The following is a 26,205-nucleotide window of genomic DNA, read 5'->3' on the forward strand; positions in this document are numbered from 1 at the left end:
AAATTGTATGTTCCCATTACAAAGAAACCGCCGTTTAAGAACCAATGAGTCTATTCGTTCTTTAGTTCGTGAAACCAGTTTGAGTCCACAGGATTTTATGCTTCCTATGTTTGTTGCCGAAGGAAAAGACGTAAAAGTTGCTATTCCGTCAATGCCGGGAATTTACCGTCATTCGTTAGACAATACGATTAAAGAAGTAAAAGAAGCCTGGGATTTAGGAATCAAGGCGGTGAATATTTATGTAAAAGTTAGTGACAATCTTAAAGATAACAAAGGTGTTGAAGCCTGGAATAAAGATGGTTTGATGCAACAAACGATTCGCGCGATTAAAGATGCCGTTCCGGAAATGATTGTTATGCCAGATGTAGCTTTAGATCCTTATTCTATTTACGGTCATGATGGAATTATCGAAAATGGTCAATTGATTAATGATGCGACAGTTGACGCTTTAACAAGAATGAGTTTAAGCCATGCTGAGGCTGGAGCTGATTTTGTAGCGCCAAGCGACATGATGGACGGACGTGTTTTAGCAATCAGAAAAGCATTAGAAGAAAACGGACATCACAATGTGGGTATCATGAGTTACAGTGCCAAATATGCTTCGGCATTTTACGGACCATTTCGTGATGCATTAGATTCTGCTCCGGTAGATTCTCAAAATATTCCTAAAGATAAAAAGACATACCAAATGGATTATGCGAACCGAATTGAAGGAATTCGCGAAGCATTATTAGACGTTGAAGAAGGTGCAGACATCGTTATGGTAAAACCAGGAATTGCATATTTAGACATTGTTCGCGAGATAAAAGATACGGTTCATGTGCCTGTTGCAGTGTACCAGGTATCTGGTGAGTACGCTATGGTAAAGGCCGCAGCCGAAAGAGGATGGTTAGATCATGACAAAATTATGATAGAGCAACTTTATTGCATTAAGCGTGCAGGTGCTAGTATCATCTCTACTTATTTCGCAAAAGAAGCTGCATTGTTATTAAATAAGTAAATTCTTATATTTTTTCATATTTTTGTAGCTTAATTAAACTATAAAAATATGAAAAAAGTATTAGCTTGCTTTACAATGTTGTGTTTATTCATAACTGCGAACTCTCAAGAGATTAAAATCAAAAAAGATAAAATCATTATCGACGGAACAGAAGTTGCAATTTTAGAAAAACAAAAATTAATTTATAAAATTCTTTCACTAGATAGTAGACCTATCTTTTCAATTGAAAGAAAAGCGACGACACTTCTTGATGGTTCTTTAGTATATTGGTCACTTCTTACTGATTTAAGCAATAACAAAACGAATGAAGTTATAGATTATGGTGACGATCAAGGCTTCAGTTTTCAAAGAGCTATTGTAGCTAGCGTTTGTAATGAAAAATATAAATTTATAAGCTCAGCAGGCTTAGATGAAAAGGGAGTTTTAGAATTTATCAATGAAAAACCAACTAACATTACGAAATTTTTTGAAGATGCTGATTTAAAAACGATAGAAAATCTTAAAAAAGAACAGGAAATCTTAATTCAAAATAAAATTAAGGTTAACAAAAATGGAGACATTACACAAGCACAAGAAGTAACTAAAAACCATAAAATAATTATTGAAGATGTTATAATTGGCAAAATTTCAAAACAAAATATTGCTAACGTATCGGGTTTTACACCAAACTTAACTTATATAATAACATCAATATATAAAAAAGATGAAGGAAGTATAAAAGTAACATCATGGACTAGAATAGTTGCTACTTGGTACGCTGCAAAAACCGGCTATAAAAATCCAGTAACAAATAAAAATATTAAAGAACAAATAATCACAGAAGATAATAAATCATTTAATCTAAGTCAAAAACTTCCTGATTCAGTAATTAAAGAACTTAATATTTCAGAAAAAAGTGGAGATGGAGATATCCTTTCAAAACAAATTTTAGCAAAACTTCTTTCTAATGGTTACGAATTTGAAGCTATGAAAAAATAATTTATAAAAATTTATAATGAAAAACGTATTATTCTTATCTGCCGTTTTAGCATTTGCATCTTGTAAAAAAGAGGCAACAGAAGATCCGGTTCAGGATCCGACAGAAAATTATTCAGAAGGTCATTCGGCGGAAGCCAAAACTCCGGAAGCATTAGGAAAACAAATTTTTGAAGGGCAAGGAAACTGTTCTTCCTGCCATCAGGCAGATCAAAAAGTAATTGGGCCAAGCATCAAGGAAATTGCTAAAATTTATAAAGATAAAAAAGGCGATATGGTCACTTTCTTAAAAGGAAATGCTGAACCAATTGTAGATCCAAGTCAGTTTGCGGTTATGAAAACCAATTTACCTGTAACTCAGGCAATGTCTGATGACGAATTAAAAGCGATTGAGACTTATATTTACAGCCATTTAAAGTAATATTTATAGTTTCTGCTGACATACTGTTGTCATTGCATCATTTTACATTTACAGCTTAACGAAAATAAAGCAAAATGATAATTCAAAAATTCAATGTAATTGGTATTTCGATAAGAACTACAAACGAAGATGGTCAGTCAGGAAAAGACATTACTTCACTTTGGAACAAATTTATGACGGAAGAAATTCAGGGTAAAATTCCAAGTAAAGTTTCGGAGGATATTTTTTGCATTTATACCGATTACGAAAAAGATCATACAAAACCATACACGACTATTTTAGGCTGTAAAGTAGAAAGTTTAGATAACATACCTGAAGATATGGTGGGTAAAACAATTGAATCCGCAGATTATGAGGAATTGATTGCCAAAGGAAATTTATCCGAAGGAACTGTTTATAATAAATGGCTTGAAATCTGGAATTCAGATTTAAACCGAAGTTTTACAGCAGATTTTGAGGTTTACGGAAGTAAAACCCAAAACCCGGAAAATGCAGAAGTAGACATTTACATCGCACTTCGATAATATATATAAACAAAAAACGGCGCTAATTACAGCGCCGTTTTTTATTTTATATATTCCCGTGTTCCAAAAGGACATTTCATTGGTAGAAAATCAAATTGTAATCGTTATTTTACGTTTCGTAGGAACTTTTGTTTTTGGCATTATCATCTTTTTTAAACAATCTAAAATATCAAACGTTCCTACGGAACGTAAACGCCATTCGTTAACATTTTTCTACCGACGAAACATTCCTACGGAATGATTAACCGATATAAAAAATTGAGAAGCTTAGTTTTTGTTTTTACATTCCTTTGTTCCGTAGGAACATTTCATCGGTAGAAAAATCATATTGTCATCGTTATTTTACATTCCGTAGGAACGTTTGTTTTTGACATCATCATTTTTTTTAAACAATCTAAAATATCAAACGTTCCTGCGGAACGTAAACACCATTCGTTAATATTTTTCTACCGACGAAACATTCCTACGGAATGATAAACTGGTGGTGAAACGCTTTGTTTGGATTACATAATTACAAAAAAAAAGGGCTGTCTCAAAAATTGAAACAGCCCACTTTTATATCATCAGTAAAAAATTACCAGATTATAACTCTCTTATCAGGTTCAACATACATTGCATCTCCTTTTTTGATTCCGAAAGCTTGATAAAAAGCATCTACGTTCTGGATAGGCACAACCGCTCTGTACATTCCTGGAGAATGCGGATCAGTTTTAACCTGGCTTTTGATAGCCTCATCTCTAGATTTAGTTCTCCAAACTGTTGCCCATGAAATAAAGAAACGTTGTTCTGGTGTAAATCCGTCGATTAAGCCTGGGTTTCCATTTGCTTTCAAATACAATTGTAATCCGTCATAAGCAGCGTTAATTCCACCTAAATCACCAATATTTTCACCTAAAGTAAATTTACCATCTACGTGAATTCCTGGCAACGGCTCTAAAGCGCTGTATTGATCTGCTAATTTTGTACCTAATGCAGTAAATTGTTTCAAATCATCAGCTGTCCACCAGTCAACAAGGTTTCCGTCTGCGTTGTAACGTGCACCAGAATCATCAAATCCGTGAGAAATCTCATGACCAATTACAGCTCCAATTCCACCATAATTAACCGCTTCATCAGCCTGGTAATTGTAGAAAGGAGGTTGTAAAATCGCCGCCGGGAAAACAATCTCGTTGTAAGATGGGTTGAAATAAGCATTTACAGTTTGCGGAGACATTCCCCATTCTGTTTTATCAACTGGTTTACCCAATTTTGCTAAGTTCTCTGCATAAGCCCATTTTGATATATTTCTTGAATTATCAAAATAAGTTCCGCCTTCGTTAACATTCTTAAGTTCTAATTTAGAGTAATCTTTCCATTTATCAGGATATCCAATTTTAATGGTCAGTTTTTTTAATTTTTCGATTGCTTTTGTCTTAGTTTCTGCAGACATCCAAGGCAATGCATTGATTCTGTTTTCGTATGCTAACATTACATTTGCAATCATATTCTTTGCTTTGTCTTTTGCTTCAGCAGGAAATAATTTCTCTACGTAAAGTTTCCCTAAAGCTTCTCCGGTTGCACCGTTGATTACTTGTAAAGCTACTTCTTCGCGCGGACGTTGTTTTAATGCTCCTGTTAATGTTTTTCCGTAGAAATCGAAATTAGCATTTTCAATATCAGTTGTTAAAGTTGAAGCTGTTCTGTTTAATAAAGTCCATTTAAGGTATTCTTTCCAGGCTTCTACTTTTTTCTCTGTTAATGTTTTTTCTAAAGCAATCATATAACGTGGCTGAGCTACATTTACTGTATCCAGTTTTGTCATACCAATTCCTGCGAAATATTTATCCCATTGAATTGAAGGTGTATTCTTTTTTAAATCAGCTACCGCAGTTGGATTGTATTGTTTTCTACGATCTCTACGCTCAACACGGTCTAATCTCGGAGCAGACAATTCAACTTCTAAAGCCAGGATTTGTTTTGCACTTTCTTTTGCTTTTGCAGGAGATTCTCCAAGATATTGCAACATTCTTGCTACGTGCACTTCGTATTTTTCACGTTTTTCTTTCGAATCTTTATCATCTGCATTGTAGTAATCTTTATCAGATAATCCTAAACCACCTGGGCTTAAGTTCACTGAATTTTTGTTACTGTTTTTTGCATCAGCACCAACATATACTGCGAAGAAACCAATTCCGCCCTGAGGTTGCATTTCGATAAAGAAATTTTGCAAATCAGTTACGTTTTTAATCGCATCGATTTTCTTTAAATAAGGCTGAAGTGGTTTGATACCGTTTTTGTTACGGCCAACCGTATCCATAATCGTATTGAACAAAGCAATTGCTTTACCCTGATCTGTATTCGATTTGTACTTAGGATCTTTTGATGCTTCTTTTAAAATTGCAAGTGCATCGTTATCTGTCTTTTGACGTAATTCATTAAAACTTCCCCATGAGTTTCTGTCACTTGGAATTTCAGTTTTATCTAACCAGGCTCCGTTTACGTAACGAAAGAAATCCTGACCAGGACTTACTTTTGTATCCATATTAGAAAGGTTGATACCCGGTTCTTTTGGTTTTGCATTTTGCGCCTCGATAGTTACGCAGCATAGCATTGCTGAAAATGCACAAAACACAGATTTGTTAAGCTGTTTTATCATTTTTATTTATAGTATTAGTATATATACAAACATATTGTTATTATTTTGAATTCTATGTTAAATTTTATCAATAATTGATTTGGGAAATTACGATACAATTAAAACGCTTATTTTAACCCAAATTGTCTTCTAAAATTTTTAAAAGTTCACTTTTTCAAAGAATAACTTAAACAAAAAACGACGCTAATAAAGCGTCGTTTTTTTAATTTCTATAGATTACCAGATTTTAACTCTTTTATCTGGATCAACATACATTTTGTCTCCTTTTTTGATACCGAAAGCATCGTAAAAAGCATCAACATTTTGAAGCGGAACGTAAGCTCTGTACATACCAGGTGAATGTGGATCTGTTTTTACCTGATTTTTAATTGCTTCGTCTCTCGTTTTAGTTCTCCATACGGTTGCCCAAGAAATAAAGAAACGTTGTTGTGGAGTAAATCCGTCAATTAATCCAGGATTTGGATGTGATTTTAAGTACAATTGCAAACCATCATAAGCTGCATTGATACCACCTAAATCTCCAATATTCTCACCTAAAGTAAAATTACCGTCTACGTGAATTCCAGGTAATGGCTCTAAAGCACTATATTGATCTGCTAAAGCTTTACCTAATGCTGTAAATTGTTTCAAGTCTTCTGGTGTCCACCAGTCTACTAAATTTCCTTCAGCATTGTAACGTGCTCCTGAATCATCAAAACCATGAGAAATTTCATGTCCAATAACAGCTCCGATTCCACCATAATTTACTGCTTCATCAGCTTGGTAATTGTAGAAAGGCGGCTGTAAAATTGCTGCTGGGAATACAATTTCGTTATAAGATGGGTTGTAATAAGCGTTTACAGTTTGAGGTGACATTCCCCACTCTGTTTTATCAACCGGCTTATGTAGTTTTTCGATTCCTTTTTTGAAATTCCATTTGCTTAGGCTACGGGCATTATCAAAATAACTTCCGCCTTCGGCAACACTTTTAATTTGAAGCGCTGAGTAGTCTTTCCATTTGTCCGGATAACCTACTTTTATCGTAATCTTATTTAACTTTTCGATCGCTTTAACTTTAGTTGCAGCAGACATCCAGGTTAAATTATTAATACGGTTTTGGTACGCCAAAATAATATTATGAATCATATCTACTGCTTTTGCTTTTGCTTCTGCAGGAAATACTTTTTCTACGTATAATTTACCAAGCGCCTCACCAACAGTTGTATTTACAACTTGTAATGCTTTTTCTTCGCGTGGTAATTGTTTGATAGCACCTCTTAACGTTTTGCTGTAAAAATTAAAATTAGCAGTTTCGATATCTGTTGATAATTTTGTAGCAACGGTATTTAATAAATCCCATTTTAAGTATTCTTTCCACTGCGCTACTTTATTTTGAGTAAAAACAGTTTGCAAAGCTTTCATATACTTTGGCTCCATTACCACTACTGTATCTAATTTTGCCAAACCAAGACCTGTAAAATAAGCATCCCACTTAATAGCCGGTGTTATTTTTTGAAGTTCTGCAATTGTCATTGGGTTGTATTGTAAACGGCTGTCTCTGCTTTCTACACGATCTAATCTAGGTTTAGATAATTCTGTTTCTAAAGCTAAAATTGCAGCTGCACTTTGTTTTGCTTTTTCCGGAGATTCTCCAATAAACTGCATCATCTTCGCTACATGAAGCTCGTATTTTGCTCTTTTTTCTTTAGAATCTTTATCTTCAGATGTGTAATAATCTTTGTCTGGTAAACCTAACTGACTTACACCAAGAGTTACAGAGTTTTTAGAACTGTTTTTTTCATCGGCACCAATATAGATTCCGAAAAAAGCAGCTGTACCTTCCGGTTCAACCTCAACCAAATACTTTTGTAAATCAGCCACATTTTTAATGGCATCAATCTTTTTAAAGTAAGGTTGCAAAGGTGCGATTCCCGCTTTATTTCTTCCTACTGTATCTAAAATAGTAGAGAATAAATTAACGGCTTTTCCCTGATCTGTGTCGGATTTGTACTTTGGATTTTTTGATGCTTCTTTCAGGATAGACATTGCATCTTTGTCTGTTTTCTTAATCAATTCATTAAAACTTCCCCATGTCGTACGATCACTTGGAATTTCAGTTTGATTAAGCCAGGTTCCGTTTACGTATTGAAAAAAGTCCTGACTTGGACTAATTTTGGTATTCATGTACGAAACATTGATACCTGGTTCTTTCGAAGTTGCATTTTGAGCTTGAACAGCTGTAAATGAAACTGCCGCAAAAAAGGCGCAGAACAAAGGTCTGCTAAGTTGTTTTTTCATTTATATCTAAGTTTTTGGTCTTTATACAAACGTATTCCTAATATCTGAAACACTATGTTAAAATTATTGAAATAATCGCAAAAAAATGCATTATCCTCAAATTTTAATAGATATCATCAAATATTTTCATGTATAAATCACGGGTTTCTAACTGAATATTAGAATACTTTTTGGAATATTTGTTACAAATAATTTCAATAAAAGTGAGAGCAAAAATACAGAATGCAGTTTCCGGAAAAATAAATGCTATTGGATTACCTATATTGGCGCTGTTTTGGGTGAGTTTCTTTTGGGGCACCACTTGGCTGGCCTCAAAAGAGGGCGTAAAATATATGCCTGCCTTACAATTGGCTACTATACGCCAGTTTGTTGGCGGGATTCTATATGTTGGCTATTTTATACTAAAAAAGGAACCCTGGCCAAAAGGCAAACAATGGACCACAATTTTTATTTTGGCCATTTTAAATTTTGCCTGTAGTAATGGTTTAAGTACTTGGGGTGTTCAATATATTAGCAGTGGTTTGGCTGCTATTATTGCTGCTATTTTCCCAATCTGGATTGTTGTAATTTGTTTTTTTCAAGGACAGCGAATTGCTAAACTGGCGATTACGGGTTTATTAATTTGTTTTGGCGGAATTTGTGTTATTTTCATGGATCATTTAGGAGATTTTCTAAAACCTGATTTTCAATTTGGAATTTTCTTATCTGTTGCATCAACGATTACGTGGGCTTTTGGGATTTTACATACCAAGAAAAAAGCAGCGAGTTTTAATCCGTATTTTAGTTTAGGATTGCAAATGTTGATTTCGAGCTTTTTACTTTTTGGAATCACGGAGGCTTTTGGAATGAATATTTCATTAAAGGAAATTCCGTTAGTATCATGGTGGGCGATATCTTATTTGATTGTCATTGGTTCTATTCTAACTTTCGTTGCTTTTATTTATATGTTGCAACATCTTCCCACAGAAATTACGGGTATTTATGCTTATATGAATCCAATCGTGGCTATTATTTTAGGAGTTATTCTTTTTGGTGAAATACTGACTCCGGCAATTGCAGTTGGTGTTTTTGTGACTTTAATGGGATTGTTTCTGGTGAATAAATCGATTAGAAAAAACAAAATTTAAAGTGTTGCGAGATGGCACACGGATGACACGGATTTGCTAGCGCGAAAACGCAGATTTACACGGATCTTTTATTATAAAACTTTAATAAATTGGGGATCTGTTTTGTGGTCCTTCGACTTCGCTCAGGATGACAAGCTTGGGTATAAAAAATTGCGACTCCGCGACTTTGCGAGATTAATAGCAAAAAAATCCGCCCTAATCCGTGCTTTCGCGCTAGCAAATCCGCTTCATCCGTGTGCTATTCCGCAATCCTGTCGTAAGAAAGCTCTTTTAAACTGGGCTTCTTCTGTTAAAAACAACACGCAATTAGCTTTTTAAAAAGTGCTTTTTGTATTTTTGCTGCAAATTATTTTTATGAAATCGTTTCTTTATAAATACCGCAAATTCTTTATTGTTTTATTTGTTTTTTCGGCTGTCACTATATCCCTATTTTATTCGGCTTTAAAGCCACAAAAAACATTACCGATATTTAATCCCGCTGATGTAAATCCTGAATTGGTTGATAGTACGGTGCAATATAAAAGTAAATACCATACGATTGCTGATTTTAAATTTGTAAACCAGAACGGAGATACGATTAGTCAAAAAAATTACGAAGGAAAAATTTATGTTGCTGACTTTTTCTTCACAACTTGCGGGTCTATCTGCCCAAAAATGACTACGAATTTAGAAGATGTTCAAAAAGCAATTTTAAATAATCCTAAAGTAATGTTGCTTTCTCACACCGTTTTTCCTGAAGTTGACAGCATTCCGGTTTTAAAAGCTTATGCTATAAAACATAATGTTGTGGATAGTAAATGGAATCTGGTTACGGGAGATAAAAAAGAAATCTACACAATGGCTAGAAAATCGTATCTGGCTGTAAAATTAGGAAGGCCAGATCAATTGTACGATATGGTACATACAGAGAATTTTGTTTTGGTGGATCAAAAAAGACGCGTTCGTGGTTTTTACGACGGAACGAATAAAGAAGAAATTAAACGCCTTTTAGAGGACATCAATTTCTTGTGTCAGGAGTAAAATCCCTTATTTTTAGAAACATTTAGCATTTACAAAAGTGTTAAATGCCTTGAAATAAAGAATAATTGCCTACTTTTGCAATCTAAATTCAATCTAAATAAGCTTTGCAAAATACTATCCACACTCTAAAAAAAGGCGAGAAAGCCATTATCAAAGATTTTGATATCGATCTTATTCCTCTAAAATTATTAGAAATGGGTTGTTTACCAGGCAACTTAGTCGAATTGCTTCAAATTGCTCCTTTTGGAGATCCATTATACTTAGATATTAATGGTTCACACGTAGCCATTCGTGTTGAAACTGCTCGTGAAATTGAAGTTGAACTTATCAAAACCAATTTGTAATGAGCATTCAAAATATCAATGTTGCCCTTATTGGGAATCCAAATACAGGAAAAACTTCCGTTTTTAATCAGCTTACAGGACTAAATCAACAAGTGGGGAATTATCCCGGAATTACGGTTGAGAAAAAAATAGGTTTCTGTAAATTACCTCACAACATCAAAGCCAATATTCTTGACTTACCTGGAACTTACAGTCTTAACGCAAGTTCTATGGATGAAAGTGTGGTGATTGAACTGTTATTAAACAAAAACGATAAATTATATCCGGATGTGGCAGTAGTGGTTACAGATGTTGAAAATCTGAAACGAAATCTACTGATTTACACTCAAATAAAAGACCTTGAAATTCCGACGATTTTAGTCATCAATATGTCTGATCGTATGGAAAGCAAAGGGATAACTTTAGATATTCCGTATCTTGAAGAAAAACTAAAAACGAAAATTGCTTTAGTAAGTTCACGAAAAGGTTTGGGAATTGAGGAATTAAAGGAACTTATTGTTTCTTATAAAACGATTCCAAATGAACCTTGCATGAATGCTTCGGTTATTGACGAGGAATATTTTCAAAAATTACAACATGCTTTTCCTAACCAATTATTATACAAATTATGGTTGGTGATCACGCAGGATGTGAACTTTTTGAATTTAGACCGAAATGAAATCAGAAGTACTTTTACGAAATCGCATTCTGAATTAAAGCGTTTACAGCAAAAAGAAACGATAAAACGTTATCAATTTATAAATGATGTTTTAAAAGAAGGTTTAAAAGTTGATGCCTCGATGGCAAAAGACTTTAGAGCTAAACTTGATCGTGTTTTAACGCACAAAGTTTGGGGTTACGTGATTTTCTTAGCCATTTTATTTTTGATTTTCCAATCGATTTTTAGTTGGTCAACTATCCCGATGGATTTCATCGACAGCACTTTTGCTTCTTTAAGTACGTGGGTAGCTCAGGAATTACCAAGCGGAATTTTAACTGATTTACTTTCGCAGGGAATTGTGCCGGGAATTGGCGGTGTTATTATTTTTATTCCGCAAATTGCCTTTTTATTCTTGTTTATTTCTATTCTTGAGGAAAGCGGTTATATGAGTCGTGTTGTCTTTTTGATGGATAAAATCATGCGCAAGTTTGGTCTTTCCGGAAAAAGTGTGGTGCCTTTAATTTCAGGAACTGCTTGTGCGATTCCGGCAATTATGGCGACGAGAAATATCGAAAACTGGAAAGAACGTTTGATCACCATTCTGGTAACGCCATTTACTACTTGTTCTGCGAGATTACCGGTTTATACGATCATCATTTCATTGGTTATTCCTGACGAACGTTTGTTTGGTTTCTTAAACGTACAAGGTTTGGCCTTGATGTTATTATATTTAATAGGTTTTGGAACGGCAATTCTATCGGCTTATATCTTAAATAAAATATTAAAAATAAGTGCCAAAACGTATTTCGTTGTCGAAATGCCAAGTTATAAATTGCCACTTTTTAAGAACGTTGCAATAAATGTTGTCGAAAAAACAAAAGCTTTCGTAGTTGGAGCAGGTAAAATTATCTTAGCGATATCTGTTATTTTATGGTTTTTAGCATCGTATGGTCCAGGAAAAGATTTTAACGAAGCGGAAACTATCGTAAAAGAAAGATTTGTTGACACGCCTCTTGACGAAGTTCAATTTGAAAATGAAGTAGCGTCTCAAAAACTAGAGAATTCTTATATCGGACTTATGGGAAGAGCGATTGAGCCTGTTATTTCTCCTTTGGGTTACGACTGGAAAATCGGAATTGCATTAATTAGTTCATTTGCTGCACGTGAAGTTTTCGTAGGAACGCTTGCCACCATTTATAGTGTTGGAGATACTGATAACGAATCTACTATAAAAAGCAAAATGCAGGAAGAGATTAATCCGGAAACGGGTAAGAAGATCTTTAATTTTGCTTCTGGAATTTCTTTACTTTTATTTTACGCTTTTGCCATGCAATGCGCCAGTACGCTTGCTATTACTAAAAAAGAAACAAATTCATGGAAATGGCCTGCAATGCAGCTTTTCCTAATGAGTGGACTTGCTTATTTTGTAGCGCTTTTTGCGTATCAACTTTTAAAATAAACGATCATGGTACAGGAAATTATTGCCTTTGTCATTTTATTTATCGCTGTTGGTTTTTTGATTAGAAAATTCTTTTGGAAATCTAAGAAGAAAAAAGATTGCGGTGACGGGAATTGTGGGTGTTCTTAGAGAAAGGTTCTAAGGTACTGAGAGGCTGAGATACTAAGGTTTTGAGCGACTTTGTCTTGACTACATCTTTGAATGATATTTTAAAAAATCCAATTTAAAAAATGCCAAATTTCATTTATTGTTTATTTTTCATATTCTTAAATCTATCTCTATTTTTAATACTTTCTAAAAAAGTCCTTTTAAATCGATACATCAATTTAAGCATTGTAGCCTTTTTTATAATTGTATATTTAATACACCAATTGAATCTTTTTGGATATCAAATAAATCCATCTGATTTCAGAAAAATATGCTTTTTTAGTATTGCTCTAATATTTTGGTTTTACCTGAATTCCTTTTTTTTAAAACAAATGGAGACTAAAAAAAACGCTCTCAATCATTTTAATAAAGGCATATATATCTTTGTAAAAAAAGATTTTCTAATTTATTTCCTTTTTGTGATGACAACAATAACTCAAATAGACTGGGTTTATCGTATAAAATAAGAGTCAAACAGATATTGATGTGTCAGACTGAGCGAAGTCGAAGTCCGCAAAGCTATATCTAAATAAATCATAAAAAAAATGGCTTCATTATGAAGCCATTTTTTATTTACTGAAAACTATTTAAGTCTTTCGGCAAATATTGTTTTCTTACCTTTCATTGAAAAATTTTTCACTTCAATAAAAACCGCACCTTATTTAGTAGTAAAATTTTTATTATTTTTCCAAATAATTACTTCCACAACATAAAAAATAGTTATTTTCGATGCGATTAAGAAACTAACTAAATTAACTCAAATGGCAAAAAACTTTAGATCGCGTTTTTGGAAATTAAGTAAATGGTCTGTCGGACTTTTTATTCTATTATTTGCATTCAGAATTCTATATGGTTATGTCGCAGCAGATTCAGCTTCGCGAAATGATTACAGTGATAATTTTTTTGGAAGTATCGACAATTTGCGAAAAAATTATGCATCAGAAAAAATCTCAATTAAAGGTGATATTCAGTCTGCACCAAACATGGCATCGAGTCAAAAATTTGAAAAAACAGCTTCAATCAAAGCAAAAACATCTGAATTTGATAAAGATGAAAATCTTATCAAGGCAAAAACAAAATCGTATAATGCTATTATTCAATATGAACAAAACCTAGGGCAAAAGGGTAATAGACAGATTCATCTTCTGATTGGAATAAATCCTGCAAAATTTGAAGATTTTTATGTTGAACTTCAAAAAATCGGAGTCCTTAAGGACACTGAAATTACTAAAGTTGACAAAACAAACGAGTACCGTCAATTGAATGCTAAAAAGATTTCGATCGAAAAAATGCTTCAGTCGCTGACCGAATTAAAAGCTAAAGGGGGACAGATTGCAGATTTCATTTCCCTTAATGACAAAATTTTAGAAGTAGAAGAGCAATTACAAGGACTGGGAGTTGAACTTGGAAATTTTAATACCGAAAATGAATTCTGTACTGTACGATTTTCGATGTACGAAGGAGCAACAGAAAAAAGCATAAGCTTTATTCACAGAACAAAAGTTGCCCTTGAATGGTCTATTAAATATTTTGCAATAATTGCAATTACTTCCCTTTTCATTTTAATTGCAATTTTCGTTTTACTCACTATAATTGACAAACTAAAAATTATAACTGCCGTAAACAATAAGTTAAACGAATAATGAATAAAAAATGGCTTCCTATTGAAGCCATTTTTTATTACTGAAAACTGAGACTGAGACTGAGACTGAGACCGAGAATGAGACTGAAAACTACTTAATCCCGTCCCACTCTGCGTAGAACTGAGCAAGGAATAACTCCATAAAACGATGTCTTTCGGCAGCGATTTGTTTTCCGGTTTCGGTATTCATTTTATCTTTTAAAAGTAAAAGCTTTTCGTAAAAATGATTTATCGTTGGCGCATTATTCTTTTTATATTCTTCTTTGGTCATATTGGTTATTGGTGCAATTTCGGGATCATGAAGGGTTCTATTTTTAAAACCTCCATAATTAAACGCTCTTGCTACTCCAATTGCACCTATTGCGTCTAAACGATCCGCGTCTTGCACGATATCCAATTCTATAGACTTGAACTTCTTTTCGAAATTTCCGCCCTTATAAGAGATGTTTTCGATGATATTTACCACATGCTGAATAATATCTTCTGAAACACCTTCACTTTCCAGAAACAAACGGGCTGTTTTTGGTCCGATAGTTTCATCTCCGTTATGAAATTTACTATCAGCAATGTCATGAAGCAAAGCTCCTAACTGAACAACTGTGAGATCACAATCAGTGTCTTTTGCAATTAAAAGAGCATTTTTATACACGCGCTCGATATGAAACCAATCGTGTCCTCCTTCGGCATCGTTTAATTTTTCTTTTACAAAAGCAATTGTTTTGTTTATTAATTCAGTTGTACTCATAATTTGTTATGTTTTTATCTGGGTGGTTAATAGCACACAGATCTTGCGGATTAAACGGATTGACACAGATTACTTTTAATCTCCTCTTTCGAAAATCCTTATTGAATAAAAAATGTTGATTGCTAAAGTTTTTCAACCTTAACAATCAACAATATGTTTTAAATCTCAATATCAATTATTAATTGCGAAATCAATTTTAAATCTAAAATCAGAAATCTGCAATCTAAAATTTTTTATAATCTAGCTGGTTCAACCCATTTGAAGATATGTCCTTCTTGTGGAATTACTAATCTTTCTGAGATTCTTGCCATACGAGCTGGTAATTTCATTAAGTAATCACGCGCTTTTTCAGCTTCATCAGTTAAATTGGTAACCTTATCGATTTCCCATTTATCAATTAATTTTTGCATGATATCTACATAATCGTTTGCGGTATATACCCCAATACGTTGTGCAGAATCAGAAAATTGTTCGAAAGCAGAACTGATCTTTTGACCTGATTCTCTTAAGAAATGTGCCGGCATAACGATTTTTTGTTTCATCATGTATTGAAACGCCAACATCATTTCGCTAGGATCTACTGCAAAAATACGGGTAACAAATTCGCTGTATGCATGGTGATGACGCATTTCGTCACCAGCAATCATTTTACACATTTTAGACAATTTGTTATCGCCAAATTTCTTCGCGATCTGTGCTACTCTGTTGTGCGACACATAAGTTGCTAATTCCTGGAAACTAGTGTATACAAAGTTTTTGTATGGGTCAGTTCCGGTTCCAATATCAAATCCGTCGTTGATTAAGTGCTGTGTTGTCATTTCGATTTCACGCATGTTTACACGACCAGACAAATACAAGTATTTATTTAGCAAATCTCCGTGACGGTTTTCTTCTCCGGTCCACTGTCTGATCCATTTAGACCAGCCGTTTCCACCATTTTCGATTTGATCAATTCCTTCTACATCCATTAACCATGATTCGTAAGTTGGTAAAGCCTCCTCAGTGATAGTGTCACCTACAAGCGTTACCCAGAAATCGTATGGTAATTCTTTGGCAATTTCACGTAACTCTTTTACCTCCTCAAAGAAATTTTCTCCTTCAGAATTAGGCAAAAAGTCTGACGGCTGCCAAATTTTTTCCACCGGAATTAAATACTGTTCAACGAAGCTATCCACGTTTTTTTCCAAAAACTGCATTACTTCTAATCTAATGTTTTTTATAGACATTACTTATTTAAGATTGGGATTTCTGTTTCAGTTTAATTGCTGAAATCAAAAATCTATTTATACTCGTTTACTCCTTCTACAACTGCCTTCTCTGTCATCTCCATTAATTCGGCAAAATTATAGTCTTTTACGGCTAAAGCCTTATGAGCGGTAAAGGTAAGACGATTTCCTAAACCTACAGGAAAAAAACCATATTTTACCATTTTCCATGAATTGTTGATACTCACTGGTACTATATACGCAGAAGGTGCGTATTTGCATAGAATTTTTACACCATTTTGAGCAAATTCTTTCGGTTTTCCTGTTTTACTACGTGTTCCTTCAGGAAAAATTACTGCAGATCTCTTATATTTTTCAATATATTCAGACAAACCTTTTATTGCCGGTATTGCCTGTTTTGGGTCTTTACGGTCAATTAGCACAGATCCGCCATGTTTTAAATTATAAGACACACTTGGGATTCCGCTACCTAACTCTTTCTTGCTTACAAATTTACAATGAAAACGTCTAAAGTACCAAATCATTGCAATGATATCGTACATACTTTGATGGTTAGAAACAAAAATAATAGGAACTCCGGTTGGGATATTTTCTCTATTTCCGATCTTATAAGTTGTTCCCACAAGATTGGTACATCTTAACAGGCAAAAATTTAAATAATCGACACTTTTTTTATGAGCCTGATAGCCAAAAACATTTAGGCAAATCCATTGTATTGGATGAAATACAAGCAAACACAAACTAAAAACTAGATAGTATATTACTGATATTGGATAGGAAATTATTTTTTGCATGCTTAAAAAATTAATGCCCAAAAGTAATAAATAAATTTTTAGCTCTATAAAAATTATATAACTATCAACAAATATGGTGTTTACCAAAATAAACCTATTACAAATCGTACAAATTTAGACTCATTATATTGGCTTTATAAATTGAATTTTACAAATATAACCCGGATACGATCGATAATGCTTACAGAAAATCAGGTTTAATTTATAAAAACCACATCAATATCAATAAAATTTAAGACCTCAGCACAAATTTGACTATAAAGTAATTGCCTAAAATCGCTCGCATTTGTAATACAATTGTACCTTTGCCTTAAATTGCAATTTTTTTCTGAATTAAATGAACTTCACTTACCCTAAAAATGAACGCTTAAAGAGCAAAACGACAATAGGTTTACTATTTTCTGAAGGAAAATCGGTTTCTAAATATCCGTTGCGTTTGGTTTACCGTCAAGCGGAAGTTGATGCCGCAGAAAAAATTAAAATTGGTGTTTCGGTTTCTAAGAAATATTTTAAAAAAGCGGTTGATCGTAATTATTTCAAACGCGTTTTGAGAGAAACGTACAGATTGAATAAACATTTGCTTTTAGATAATATTCAGGAACCCTATTCTTTGATGTTTTTTTACCAAACCAAAGACAAATTATCTTACGAAGAAATCAATACCAAAACGATTCAACTTTTCGAAAAATTCCTGCTTCAGGTAAACAAAACCAGCGATTCTGAAAGTAAAACTGATTTGTAATCCTTCGATGACAACTTTATTGATCAAATTAGACCAAGAATTATAAAAAAATTGTAGTTTTAGATTTAATTTGAAATAGACATGAAATATATTTTCTTTTTATTCTTTGTCCTTTTGACGTTTTCGGGTTGTAGTAAAGCCGAGCCTAGTTTCAATAGTGTGGTAGCTCCCACCGTAAGATTAGCATCACCATCTTCACCTGGTAAATACGAATCTGCTACTAAAGATAAAACTCAAAATTCACCAGAAATTCCGGAGAAAATAATTAAGGAAGCATCTCTTCGATTTGAAACTAGCGATTTAAAAAACACCTATAATCAGATTCAAATATCAGTTAAACAAAATAACGCGAAAATTCAAAATGATTTCGAAGGAAAGGACTATGATAATGCGTACAGAAGCATAACTGTTCGCGTTCCTAGTCAGAATTTTGATAATTTTATAAATTCTGTTTCAAAAGGTGTTTCTTATTTTGATAAAAAAGAAATATCTGCACAAGATGTTACACAAGAATATATTGATCTAACCTCGAGACTAAATACCAAGCGTAAACTTGAAGCCCGTTACTTAGAAATATTACAAAAGGCGACAAAAATTAGTGAGATTTTAGACATCGAAAAACAAATTTCGGCTATTCGTGAAGAAATTGAAGCGAAAGAAGGACAGTTAAAATACTTAGAAAATCGTGTTTCAGAAAGTGTTGTTACCATCGATTTTTATAAAACAATTGCTCAAAAAGAAGGTGTTAAAACTTCGTACGGATCTAAAATCTGGACGGCAATTCAATCCGGATTTTATAGCCTTTCAGATTTTTTAATATCCATTATTAGTCTTTGGCCATTTATTATACTATTTTGCGTATTCGCCTATTTTATTAGAAAAAGATTTAAAAGAAAAAAAACATAGTCATGTATCCTTATCTCAAAAAGAAATTCATCATACCTACTGTTGCGGCAGGATTTTTATTTATTGGAACCAGTTTCAAAGACGATTTTTTTGAGATTGCCAAACAAATCGAAATCTTCACAACGTTGTTTAAAGCTGTAAACACCAATTATGTCGACGAAACAAATCCGGGTGATTTGATGGATAAAGCCATTAAAAGCATGTTGGGAAGTTTAGATCCGTATACGGTTTACTTTAATGAACAGGATGTTGTAAATTTTAAAATCAACAATACGGGAGAATATACCGGAATTGGCGCTATGATCGCGCGCAAAAAAGACCGCTTGATTGTTCGCGAACCTTATAAAAATTATCCTGCTGATAAAGCCGGACTTAAAGCAGGTGACGAAATTATTCAGATTGGTGATGTTTTGATTGCTGATTTTAAGGATGATGCTTCTCAATTATTGAAAGGAACGAAAAACACTAAAATTCAGATTAAATACCTGCGTCAGGGAAAAACCTTTTCTACCGAATTGGTTTTGGATGAAGTGGATATTAAATCGGTTCCGTTTTATGGAAAAATCGATGACAAGACGGGTTATATTGTTTTGGCACACTTTAGCCGTAAGGCGTCAAATGAAGTAAAAGACGCTCTTGAAAAACTTAAAGCAGATGGATCCACACAAATTGTTCTTGATTTAAGAGGCAATCCGGGTGGTTTACTAAATGAGGCGATTGACATTTGTAATTTGTTTGTTCCTAAAAATGAAGTAATTGTAACGACAAAATCAAGAATTGAGAAACATAACAATACGTATAAAACGACTAAAGAACCTGTAGACACACAAATTCCGCTGGCTATTTTAGTAAACGGAAGAAGTGCTTCTGCATCTGAAATTGTTTCCGGTGCCTTGCAGGATTTAGATCGTGCCGTGATTTTAGGAACTCGTAGTTTTGGTAAAGGTTTAGTACAACGTTCTGTTGATTTAACTTATGGAACTCAATTAAAAGTAACTATTTCTCGTTATTACACGCCTTCTGGCCGATGCATTCAGGCATTAGATTATGCTCATAAAGATAAAAATGGTGTAGCTCAAAAAACGGATGCTAAAAACTTTAATGCTTTTAAAACCCGTAAAGGAAGAACGGTTTATGATGGTGGCGGGGTTTTGCCGGATATCGAATTAGACGAATCTAAAATGAGCCCGATTACGAGCGCCTTATTAAAAAATGACGGAATTTTTGATTACGCGACAACGTATTATTACAAAAATCCAAACTTGGGAGATAAAATCCCGACAGTTTCAGATGCTGATTATGCAAGTTTTAAGCAATACCTAAAAGCCAACAAAATTAGTTTTGATACTGAAACTGAGGTTGCATTGAAGAATACTTTGGCTGCAGCCAAAAATGAAAAAATCGATGAAACAATAGCGCCGGAATATCAACAATTATTGGCCGCTCTTGAAAAAAGCGAAACTACTTTACTGGATAAAAACCAAAAAGAGATTAGAAACCTGATTCAGGAAGAACTAATTAAAAGATATCAATATCAGGAAGGTTTGTATCAATATTATATCAAAAATAACTCTGAGATTAAGAAAGCGGTTACTATTTTGAATAATCAAACGGAATATAAATCGATTTTGAGAATGTAGTTCAAAAAGATTTTTAAATATAAAAGCCTTTGTTAACGTTTATCGCTAACAAAGGCTTTTTTATGTTATTTAAGTATTTTAAACTTGATGGCAATTTAACCGCGAATCATCTCAATATGCGGAATATCATCTTCAAGATACATTTCGCTGCTTTGTACAAATCCGTGACTTTCGTAGAACTTCTTTAAATACAATTGTGCGCCTATGGTAATTTTATCTTTATCAAAGTGGTTTTTTATTGCGGCAATGGCTTCACGCATTAAGTCATGTCCCCATTTTCTGTCGCGGTAATTGGCATCAACAACAACTCTGCCTATTGATGCATTGTCAAAACTAATTCCTGCATCAAACAATCGTACATAAGCGACTGTTTTGCCATCATATTCACCAATTAGGTGTAATGCTTTCTTGTCTTTTCCGTCAAGGTCTAAATAGACGCAATTTTGCTCTACTACAAAGATCTCACTTCTTAGTTTAAGCAAATCATATAACTCATGAACCGTTAATGCCTCAAACGGCTTTATTTTCCATTTTAATTCCATTTAATATTGTTTGTTGTTTTTGTATTGATTTCTTGAGTAAACCTCAACGTGGAGATTTTAAACCTAAAAGCAAAATCTTAGCGTTTGTCTATTTTAACAGATTTAATAATGGCTTCTAAATCGAACATTAAATCTCTTTCCTGATTTGAAGGCGAATAACAAAATCCTTCAATAACCAAAATACGATTGTACATTTCATCTACAATGGCATAATTGATAAATGGCCCGGACATAAAATCGTTTTTCAGTTCCCAGGTTCCTTTGGTTTCATAGGCCTTTTTTCCGTCTAGCGTTGTATTCGAAAAATAAGGCGCATAGGCTTCACCGGTTATCATTCTCGTATTGGGTTCGCGGCCTTTGATATAAAAACCAACTGAGTCTCGCATTTTGATAATATTTCCAACAAGATCTGAACTTTTCTTAAAGCTACGAATGGGAATCTGGTAAATAAGTAAACTCGTATTCCCGCTTATAATGTCTTTTTTAAGCCAAATAAAGTTCTTTTTGTGCAACATGTATTCGTAACCGGTCGGGATTTGCAAATCGATGTGGAACTTGTTTTTTATCACCGTAGGATTTAATAGTGATTTGCTATTGTCTTCCTGTACTTTCTCAATTTCGGTATCGCGAATGATTTTGATAATTTGTGCCGAATTGAGTTCGATACTGCAAATAATATCATCAACAGATTTTCCGTAAATACGAAATGTATTATGGGGTAAAGATTTGCTATGGGTAATTTCGAATTTTTCTGTAGTTGCTTTTTTCACTACAATAATGCTTCGGCTATCGGTCACAAAACCTTCAAGCAAACGGGCAGGATATTGATTTATGGTAAATAAGGGTTCCTCCTGGGTGAGGCCCAAAACGGGTGAAGCAAATTTATTTCGGATACTATCTCCTACTTCTCCGTACCACAACTGATCGTCTATAATAATAGAAATCGAATTGGTTTTGCCGGATACAGGCTCAGGTTTCTCGCTTTTAAAACAAGAAATCAAGAGAAACGGAATTAACAGCAATAAAAAATGGGTTTTATTCATTTTCTTAATTTATGAAATAAAACCCAAATTTATGTAAGATTTTTTAACTATCCGTTTATTTTAAGTTTCATTCCTGGTTTAATGTCTCCGTCTTTAATGTTATTCCACTTTTTAATATCTGAAATGGTAACTCCAGGATACTTTTTAGAAATACTATACAACGAATCTCCTTTTTTAACGTAATAGTCTTCTCCAAGATTTTTGGTTGAAGTAGCTTTTTTCCTGAATGAATCAATTGACGAATTTGAAGCTATAGCTGTAGTTACATTTTCCTCGATAATTTCAGGAGCTGCTTTTGCAACTACTAATGTTTTACCTAAACCAATGTTATTTGATGTAAGACTATTTAGTTCTTTTAACTCCGCAATAGTCGTACCGAATTTTTTAGCGATGCTTCCTAAATTGTCTCCGGCTGCTACAACATATTCCTGCGGATGCGTATTGTTCTTATCTTTATCATCAGCTGAAGCAATGGCTTCTTCTGATTTTTTCTCAACAGCGATAGTTGATTTTAACTCTTTAAAGCTTTTAGTAACGGGATCGTAATCTGTTTTAAGTTTTAGATTTCTTCCTAACGCAACTGCATTTGATTTAAGATTATTCCATTTTTTCAGTTCAGGAACAGTCACATTATATTTAGCTGCTATGGTTCCTAAGTTGTCTCCTTTTTGAACTTTATACCATTTAACATCAGTATCTGTTGGCTCTATTATTTTATCCTGTTTTGCTTTTGCTTTAGGCGTAACTTTTAAAGCCAATTGAGCGGGCATTGTTTTATTTTGCGACTGGTACGCTACATAGTCGTAAATTTTATCTTCGTTTGAAACGAAAGTGGCAATTTTATCTTTTGGTAAGCGCAGGTAATGTGCTTCGTTTTGATAAAAAGGTACTACGTTTAATTTATACGAAGGGTTTAAAAGTTGTATTTGAGATTGTGGCATGTCTAACAAATCTGCAATTTGCTTGAATGACATTTGATTTTTAATCTGAACTGTATCTGTTTCAAAGTTTTTAACTACAGCTCTTTGCGGATTAATTCCGTGTTCTTTATGATATTCAAAAAGATACATTGTAGCTAAGAAAGCGGGAACATAACCTTGAGTTTCTTTTGGAAGATGGTTACGAATGTCCCAGTATTTTGTTTTTCCGCCAGAGCGACGAATGGCTTTGGTAACATTTCCCGGTCCTGAATTGTATGAAGCTAAAACTAACTCCCAATCGCCAAAAATGTTGAACATTTTACTCATGTATTCTGAGGCAGCAGCTGTAGCTTTAAGTGGATCGCTACGTTCGTCTACATACGAATCTATTTTCAGGGCGTATTGTTTTCCTGTTCCGTACATGAATTGCCAAAGTCCTGTGGCGCCCATTTTAGAAACTGCTTTAGGATTTAAAGCAGATTCTACAACGGCTAAATATTTAATTTCTAAAGGCACATTTTGTCTGGCAAAAGCGTCTTCAAAAATTGGGAAATAATATTCTGATAAAGCCATTAATCGAGAAAACGATTTTTTACGATTCTTAAGAAATGACTTTATTATATTTTCTAATCCTTGATTGTATTCAATATCAAAAGGTGATTTTTCATTCATTGCCTGAAGACGCTGTTTAAGCAATTCTGTTGGCAGTTCTTCATCTACAGTAACATCTGTGTTGATGGTTTGAATGTCTTTTGTAAGATCATCGTAAATATCTAAACTTACTAATTCGTTCATCCAGAGACTGTCAACACGTGTTGCCATTTCATCTCTTTTGAAAGTATTTTTAACAGAATCTAAATACGATATCTTTACAACTGGCTTAATTTCTACTTCTGTCTTCGCAACATCCTGCGCAAACATCGACATAGAGAAAAATGCCGTGACCACTATTGATATTTTTTTTACAATCATATAACATTTTTTTAAAATTCTATAATTCAAACAATTACAGAAACCTTACTTTTGCAAACTTAACCAGTTTATGCATGTAAACTATCTAAAAAAATGTTAATTGTGATTTTTTAGTCTAAAATCGCAGCGATTCCAGGTAAAACTTTTCCTTCTAACATTTCAAGCATAGCCCCACCACCGGTAGATACATAACTCATTTTATCTTCGAATCCGAATTGTTTTACAGCAGCAACTGAATCTCCACCACCTACTAATGAAAACGCTCCATTTTCTGTAGCTTCGGCGATATAATCACCTAATGCAATTGTTCCTTTCGCGAATGATTCCATTTCGAAAACTCCTAAAGGACCATTCCATAATATAGTTTTAGACTCTAAAATTACTTTTTTGAAATTCTCTAAAGATTTAGGACCTGCATCAAGACCTTGCCATCCGTCAGGAATTGCTGTTACATCTACAACTTGCGTGTTTGCAGTGTTTGAGAAATCATCGGCAGCAATTACATCAACCGGAATATGAATCTGAACTCCTTTTTCTTTAGCTAATCTTAAAATTTCAAGTGCTAATTCTTGTTTGTCATCTTCGCAAATAGAATCTCCAATTTTACCACCTTGTGCTTTAATGAACGTAAAAGTCATTCCACCACCAATGATCATGTGATCTACTTTGTCTAAGATATTTTCGATAACGGTAATTTTTGATGATACTTTAGATCCTCCAAGAACTGCTGTTACCGGTTTTTCGCTATTTTTAAGTACTTTGTTTAAGCTTTCTATTTCTTTTGCTAACAATGTTCCGAAACATTTTTCTGTTGGGAAAAATTGAGCAATAATAGTTGTTGAAGCGTGCGCTCTGTGAGCTGTACCAAAAGCATCGTTTACATAGATGTCTCCTAATGATGCTAATTCTTTTGCAAAAGCAACATCTCCAGCTTCTTCTTCTGCATGAAAACGTAAATTTTCAAGTAATAAAACTTCGCCTGGTTTTAAATCTTTTGCAGCAGTTTGAGCTAATTCTCCAACACAGTTTTCAGCAAACTTAACCTGAACTCCTAAAATTTCAGAAGCTGTTTTTAAAATATGTTTTAATGAATATTTTTCTTCTGCTCCTTTTGGTCTTCCTAAATGCGACATCAAAATTACACTTCCTCCTTGTGCCAAAATAGCATCAATTGTTGGTTTTGCAGCTTCGATACGAGTAGCATCTGTTACATTAAAATTTTCATCCAATGGTACATTAAAATCTACACGGATAATTGCTTTCTTATTTTTAAAGTCGAAATCGTTTAAAGTCTTCATTTTATAGTTTTTTTAGTTTTTTTTGAAAGAAAAACAAATATAGAACTTTTAAAGTATCATAAATATAAAAATAACCGATCTATAACAGCGAAAACGTTATAAGTTAAGAAAAAAAACAAATTAGCGCGTAAAATGATGAAATTGTACCTTAATCGTGAACCGGACTTTGTGTACAAGGACAGTTACTGATTGATTGTAAGAAATCGAAACCTATGGTTACCGAGTGCGTTCCTGTATTGTAGTTCCCTAAATCGTTGAACATTACCTGATATGAATATCCGAAGTAAAATTTAGATTTCATGAAACCTACCATTGGCCCAACTGATAATGGTTTTGGGAATTGGTCGTTTAAGAAACGGTATGAAACTCCTATCCAATAGTAATCTTCGTAACGATTGTAACGTCTGTACTTGAAGTTAAAATCGGTTGTTGAACGTCCGTCACTCGCAAAGTATTGATAGTAAACAGATGGTTCGTATTCGATACGGCTGTTTTCTCCGTCTTTAAAAACATAACCGGTATATACCTGATAGTTGGAAAGTAAATTAGGTTCTACTCCACGGTATTTATCGGTATTTTTCTTTAAAACGTTATTGGCATTAAAACTTAAGTAGAAGCTTTTATTACGATATAAGGCACTAATATCAAAATTATTATTGGCATTATAACGATTATCTGTTACAGAAGGGTCTATAACAGGGTGCTCGATTGTAGTATTGAATTCGTCTGTATCGATACGAAATGTATTGAAGTTGTACGAAAGTCCGAAAGACAAATATTGCTTTGAATAATAATCTAAAATGATGTGGTGCGCAAAGGAAACTTTTGCTCCTGTTTGGCGCGTATAACCGTTTCTGTCATTATAAAGCGAGATACCAACTCCGGAACGATCCAGAACTCTAAAATCAGCATAAAGTGACTGGTTTTGCGGTGCATCTTTAATACCCACCCATTGTGTAAGACCGTTGGCTCTAACTCTAAGGTTATCTCCGATACCGGCAAAGGCAGGAGAAATAACAAAAGGGTTGTCTGCTAAATATTGTGTAAATACTGGTAGGTTTAACTCTTGGCTGTAACTTGTTGTTACAGCCATGAGTACTAAAGATAAAATAAACTTTTTCATTGTAATTAATTTTTTAGACAACATCATTAGGGGCTCTTATTTT

The 26,205-nt window shown here is 33.7% G+C and carries 23 protein-coding genes; 13 read left to right on the forward strand and 10 right to left on the reverse strand.

The window, feature by feature from the left end; translation table 11 throughout:
- The first annotated feature begins 7 nt into the window (after positions 1–7).
- The 4 genes from hemB (at position 8) to L0669_RS04905 (ending at position 2,920) form a co-directional block, all read left to right on the forward strand.
- Complete coding sequence (gene hemB / locus L0669_RS04890; protein WP_173968922.1) at positions 8–1,000, forward strand: porphobilinogen synthase; 993 nt, start codon at positions 8–10, stop codon at positions 998–1,000.
- A 48-nt stretch (positions 1,001–1,048) separates the two neighbouring features.
- Entirely contained in the window at positions 1,049–1,978 is a 930-nt protein-coding gene (locus L0669_RS04895; protein WP_263761765.1) for a hypothetical protein, read from the forward strand.
- Positions 1,979–1,994: 16 nt separating this feature from the next.
- The gene (locus L0669_RS04900) at positions 1,995–2,396 is read left to right on the forward strand and encodes a c-type cytochrome (RefSeq protein ID WP_263761767.1); all 402 of its coding nucleotides are present in this window, start codon (positions 1,995–1,997) and stop codon (positions 2,394–2,396) included.
- Positions 2,397–2,470: 74 nt separating this feature from the next.
- Positions 2,471–2,920 carry a GyrI-like domain-containing protein gene (locus L0669_RS04905; protein ID WP_263761770.1) on the forward strand — a complete coding sequence of 150 codons (450 nt, stop codon included), beginning with the start codon at positions 2,471–2,473 and terminating at the stop codon, positions 2,918–2,920.
- A gap of 574 nt (positions 2,921–3,494) precedes the next feature.
- On the opposite strand, the gene L0669_RS04910 is transcribed toward L0669_RS04905, so the two are convergent.
- Together L0669_RS04910 and L0669_RS04915 are read right to left on the reverse strand one after the other, a co-directional pair.
- Positions 3,495–5,555 (reverse strand): M13 family metallopeptidase, encoded by a 2,061-nt coding sequence (locus tag L0669_RS04910; protein ID WP_263761772.1) that lies wholly within the window; start codon positions 5,553–5,555, stop codon positions 3,495–3,497.
- Positions 5,556–5,771: 216 nt separating this feature from the next.
- On the reverse strand, positions 5,772–7,832 hold the full coding sequence (locus L0669_RS04915; RefSeq protein ID WP_263761774.1) for a M13 family metallopeptidase: 2,061 nt from the start codon (positions 7,830–7,832) through the stop codon (positions 5,772–5,774).
- A gap of 203 nt (positions 7,833–8,035) precedes the next feature.
- Between L0669_RS04915 and L0669_RS04920 the strand changes: the two genes are divergently transcribed.
- The 6 genes from L0669_RS04920 to L0669_RS04945 all read left to right on the forward strand — a co-directional run bounded on the left by L0669_RS04920 (position 8,036) and on the right by L0669_RS04945 (position 14,212).
- A complete protein-coding gene (locus L0669_RS04920) occupies positions 8,036–8,959 on the forward strand; it encodes a DMT family transporter (protein WP_263761776.1) in 924 nt (307 codons plus the stop codon).
- A 354-nt stretch (positions 8,960–9,313) separates the two neighbouring features.
- Entirely contained in the window at positions 9,314–9,979 is a 666-nt protein-coding gene (locus L0669_RS04925; protein WP_263761778.1) for an SCO family protein, read from the forward strand.
- 104 nt (positions 9,980–10,083) lie between these two features.
- Positions 10,084–10,323, forward strand: a complete 240-nt coding sequence (locus tag L0669_RS04930; protein ID WP_017495803.1) for a FeoA family protein — start codon at positions 10,084–10,086, stop codon at positions 10,321–10,323.
- On the forward strand, positions 10,323–12,422 hold the full coding sequence (gene feoB, locus L0669_RS04935) for a ferrous iron transport protein B (RefSeq protein WP_263761780.1): 2,100 nt from the start codon (positions 10,323–10,325) through the stop codon (positions 12,420–12,422). The genes L0669_RS04930 and feoB overlap by 1 nt, the downstream gene beginning before the upstream one ends.
- Positions 12,423–12,428: 6 nt before the next feature.
- Positions 12,429–12,551 carry a FeoB-associated Cys-rich membrane protein gene (locus L0669_RS04940; RefSeq protein ID WP_276598342.1) on the forward strand — a complete coding sequence of 41 codons (123 nt, stop codon included), beginning with the start codon at positions 12,429–12,431 and terminating at the stop codon, positions 12,549–12,551.
- Positions 12,552–13,330: 779 nt separating this feature from the next.
- On the forward strand, positions 13,331–14,212 hold the full coding sequence (locus L0669_RS04945) for a DUF4349 domain-containing protein (RefSeq protein WP_263761781.1): 882 nt from the start codon (positions 13,331–13,333) through the stop codon (positions 14,210–14,212).
- Positions 14,213–14,302: 90 nt separating this feature from the next.
- On the opposite strand, the gene L0669_RS04950 is transcribed toward L0669_RS04945, so the two are convergent.
- The 3 genes from L0669_RS04950 to L0669_RS04960 all read right to left on the reverse strand — a co-directional run bounded on the left by L0669_RS04950 (position 14,303) and on the right by L0669_RS04960 (position 16,976).
- Complete coding sequence (locus tag L0669_RS04950) at positions 14,303–14,956, reverse strand: HD domain-containing protein (protein ID WP_263761782.1); 654 nt, start codon at positions 14,954–14,956, stop codon at positions 14,303–14,305.
- A 233-nt stretch (positions 14,957–15,189) separates the two neighbouring features.
- Positions 15,190–16,182 (reverse strand): acyl-ACP desaturase, encoded by a 993-nt coding sequence (locus tag L0669_RS04955; protein WP_173968942.1) that lies wholly within the window; start codon positions 16,180–16,182, stop codon positions 15,190–15,192.
- Between the two features lie 53 nt (positions 16,183–16,235).
- The gene (locus L0669_RS04960) at positions 16,236–16,976 is read right to left on the reverse strand and encodes a lysophospholipid acyltransferase family protein (protein ID WP_263761783.1); all 741 of its coding nucleotides are present in this window, start codon (positions 16,974–16,976) and stop codon (positions 16,236–16,238) included.
- A 337-nt stretch (positions 16,977–17,313) separates the two neighbouring features.
- On the opposite strand from L0669_RS04960, the gene rnpA reads away from it, so the two are divergent.
- From rnpA to L0669_RS04975, 3 genes are all read left to right on the forward strand, one after another.
- A complete protein-coding gene (gene rnpA, locus L0669_RS04965; RefSeq protein ID WP_173968945.1) occupies positions 17,314–17,718 on the forward strand; it encodes a ribonuclease P protein component in 405 nt (134 codons plus the stop codon).
- Positions 17,719–17,799: 81 nt separating this feature from the next.
- Entirely contained in the window at positions 17,800–18,624 is an 825-nt protein-coding gene (locus L0669_RS04970; protein ID WP_263761784.1) for a DUF4349 domain-containing protein, read from the forward strand.
- 2 nt (positions 18,625–18,626) lie between these two features.
- Positions 18,627–20,264 (forward strand): S41 family peptidase, encoded by a 1,638-nt coding sequence (locus L0669_RS04975; RefSeq protein WP_263761785.1) that lies wholly within the window; start codon positions 18,627–18,629, stop codon positions 20,262–20,264.
- Positions 20,265–20,359: 95 nt separating this feature from the next.
- Here L0669_RS04975 and L0669_RS04980 read toward each other — a convergent pair whose 3' ends face one another.
- The 5 genes from L0669_RS04980 to L0669_RS05000 form a co-directional block, all read right to left on the reverse strand.
- Positions 20,360–20,806, reverse strand: a complete 447-nt coding sequence (locus L0669_RS04980) for a GNAT family N-acetyltransferase (RefSeq protein ID WP_263761786.1) — start codon at positions 20,804–20,806, stop codon at positions 20,360–20,362.
- A gap of 77 nt (positions 20,807–20,883) precedes the next feature.
- Positions 20,884–21,849, reverse strand: coding sequence for a DUF4837 family protein (locus L0669_RS04985; protein WP_173968957.1), 966 nt, complete (start codon positions 21,847–21,849; stop codon positions 20,884–20,886).
- A 47-nt stretch (positions 21,850–21,896) separates the two neighbouring features.
- The gene (locus tag L0669_RS04990) at positions 21,897–23,741 is read right to left on the reverse strand and encodes a LysM peptidoglycan-binding domain-containing protein (RefSeq protein ID WP_263761787.1); all 1,845 of its coding nucleotides are present in this window, start codon (positions 23,739–23,741) and stop codon (positions 21,897–21,899) included.
- A gap of 110 nt (positions 23,742–23,851) precedes the next feature.
- The gene (locus L0669_RS04995; protein ID WP_263761788.1) at positions 23,852–25,039 is read right to left on the reverse strand and encodes a phosphoglycerate kinase; all 1,188 of its coding nucleotides are present in this window, start codon (positions 25,037–25,039) and stop codon (positions 23,852–23,854) included.
- 148 nt (positions 25,040–25,187) lie between these two features.
- Positions 25,188–26,162, reverse strand: coding sequence for a PorP/SprF family type IX secretion system membrane protein (locus L0669_RS05000; RefSeq protein WP_263761789.1), 975 nt, complete (start codon positions 26,160–26,162; stop codon positions 25,188–25,190).
- Between the last annotated feature and the right edge of the window lie 43 nt (positions 26,163–26,205).

Source organism: Flavobacterium bizetiae (assembly GCF_024271895.1).
Classification (GTDB): Bacteria; Bacteroidota; Bacteroidia; order Flavobacteriales; family Flavobacteriaceae; genus Flavobacterium; species Flavobacterium bizetiae.

Coding starts and splice junctions, on each gene's coding strand:
- L0669_RS04970 (WP_263761784.1), top strand. CDS start 17,800: ATGAAATATATTTTCTTTTTATTCTTTGTCCTTTTGACGTTTTCGGGT.
- L0669_RS04895 (WP_263761765.1), top strand. CDS start 1,049: ATGAAAAAAGTATTAGCTTGCTTTACAATGTTGTGTTTATTCATAACT.
- L0669_RS04915 (WP_263761774.1), bottom strand. CDS start 7,832: ATGAAAAAACAACTTAGCAGACCTTTGTTCTGCGCCTTTTTTGCGGCA.
- L0669_RS04940 (WP_276598342.1), top strand. CDS start 12,429: ATGGTACAGGAAATTATTGCCTTTGTCATTTTATTTATCGCTGTTGGT.
- L0669_RS04975 (WP_263761785.1), top strand. CDS start 18,627: ATGTATCCTTATCTCAAAAAGAAATTCATCATACCTACTGTTGCGGCA.
- L0669_RS04990 (WP_263761787.1), bottom strand. CDS start 23,741: ATGATTGTAAAAAAAATATCAATAGTGGTCACGGCATTTTTCTCTATG.
- L0669_RS04945 (WP_263761781.1), top strand. CDS start 13,331: ATGGCAAAAAACTTTAGATCGCGTTTTTGGAAATTAAGTAAATGGTCT.
- L0669_RS04900 (WP_263761767.1), top strand. CDS start 1,995: ATGAAAAACGTATTATTCTTATCTGCCGTTTTAGCATTTGCATCTTGT.
- L0669_RS04985 (WP_173968957.1), bottom strand. CDS start 21,849: ATGAATAAAACCCATTTTTTATTGCTGTTAATTCCGTTTCTCTTGATT.
- feoB (WP_263761780.1), top strand. CDS start 10,323: ATGAGCATTCAAAATATCAATGTTGCCCTTATTGGGAATCCAAATACA.
- L0669_RS04955 (WP_173968942.1), bottom strand. CDS start 16,182: ATGTCTATAAAAAACATTAGATTAGAAGTAATGCAGTTTTTGGAAAAA.
- hemB (WP_173968922.1), top strand. CDS start 8: ATGTTCCCATTACAAAGAAACCGCCGTTTAAGAACCAATGAGTCTATT.
- L0669_RS04925 (WP_263761778.1), top strand. CDS start 9,314: ATGAAATCGTTTCTTTATAAATACCGCAAATTCTTTATTGTTTTATTT.
- L0669_RS04905 (WP_263761770.1), top strand. CDS start 2,471: ATGATAATTCAAAAATTCAATGTAATTGGTATTTCGATAAGAACTACA.
- L0669_RS04910 (WP_263761772.1), bottom strand. CDS start 5,555: ATGATAAAACAGCTTAACAAATCTGTGTTTTGTGCATTTTCAGCAATG.
- rnpA (WP_173968945.1), top strand. CDS start 17,314: ATGAACTTCACTTACCCTAAAAATGAACGCTTAAAGAGCAAAACGACA.
- L0669_RS04960 (WP_263761783.1), bottom strand. CDS start 16,976: ATGCAAAAAATAATTTCCTATCCAATATCAGTAATATACTATCTAGTT.
- L0669_RS04995 (WP_263761788.1), bottom strand. CDS start 25,039: ATGAAGACTTTAAACGATTTCGACTTTAAAAATAAGAAAGCAATTATC.
- L0669_RS04950 (WP_263761782.1), bottom strand. CDS start 14,956: ATGAGTACAACTGAATTAATAAACAAAACAATTGCTTTTGTAAAAGAA.
- L0669_RS05000 (WP_263761789.1), bottom strand. CDS start 26,162: ATGAAAAAGTTTATTTTATCTTTAGTACTCATGGCTGTAACAACAAGT.
- L0669_RS04980 (WP_263761786.1), bottom strand. CDS start 20,806: ATGGAATTAAAATGGAAAATAAAGCCGTTTGAGGCATTAACGGTTCAT.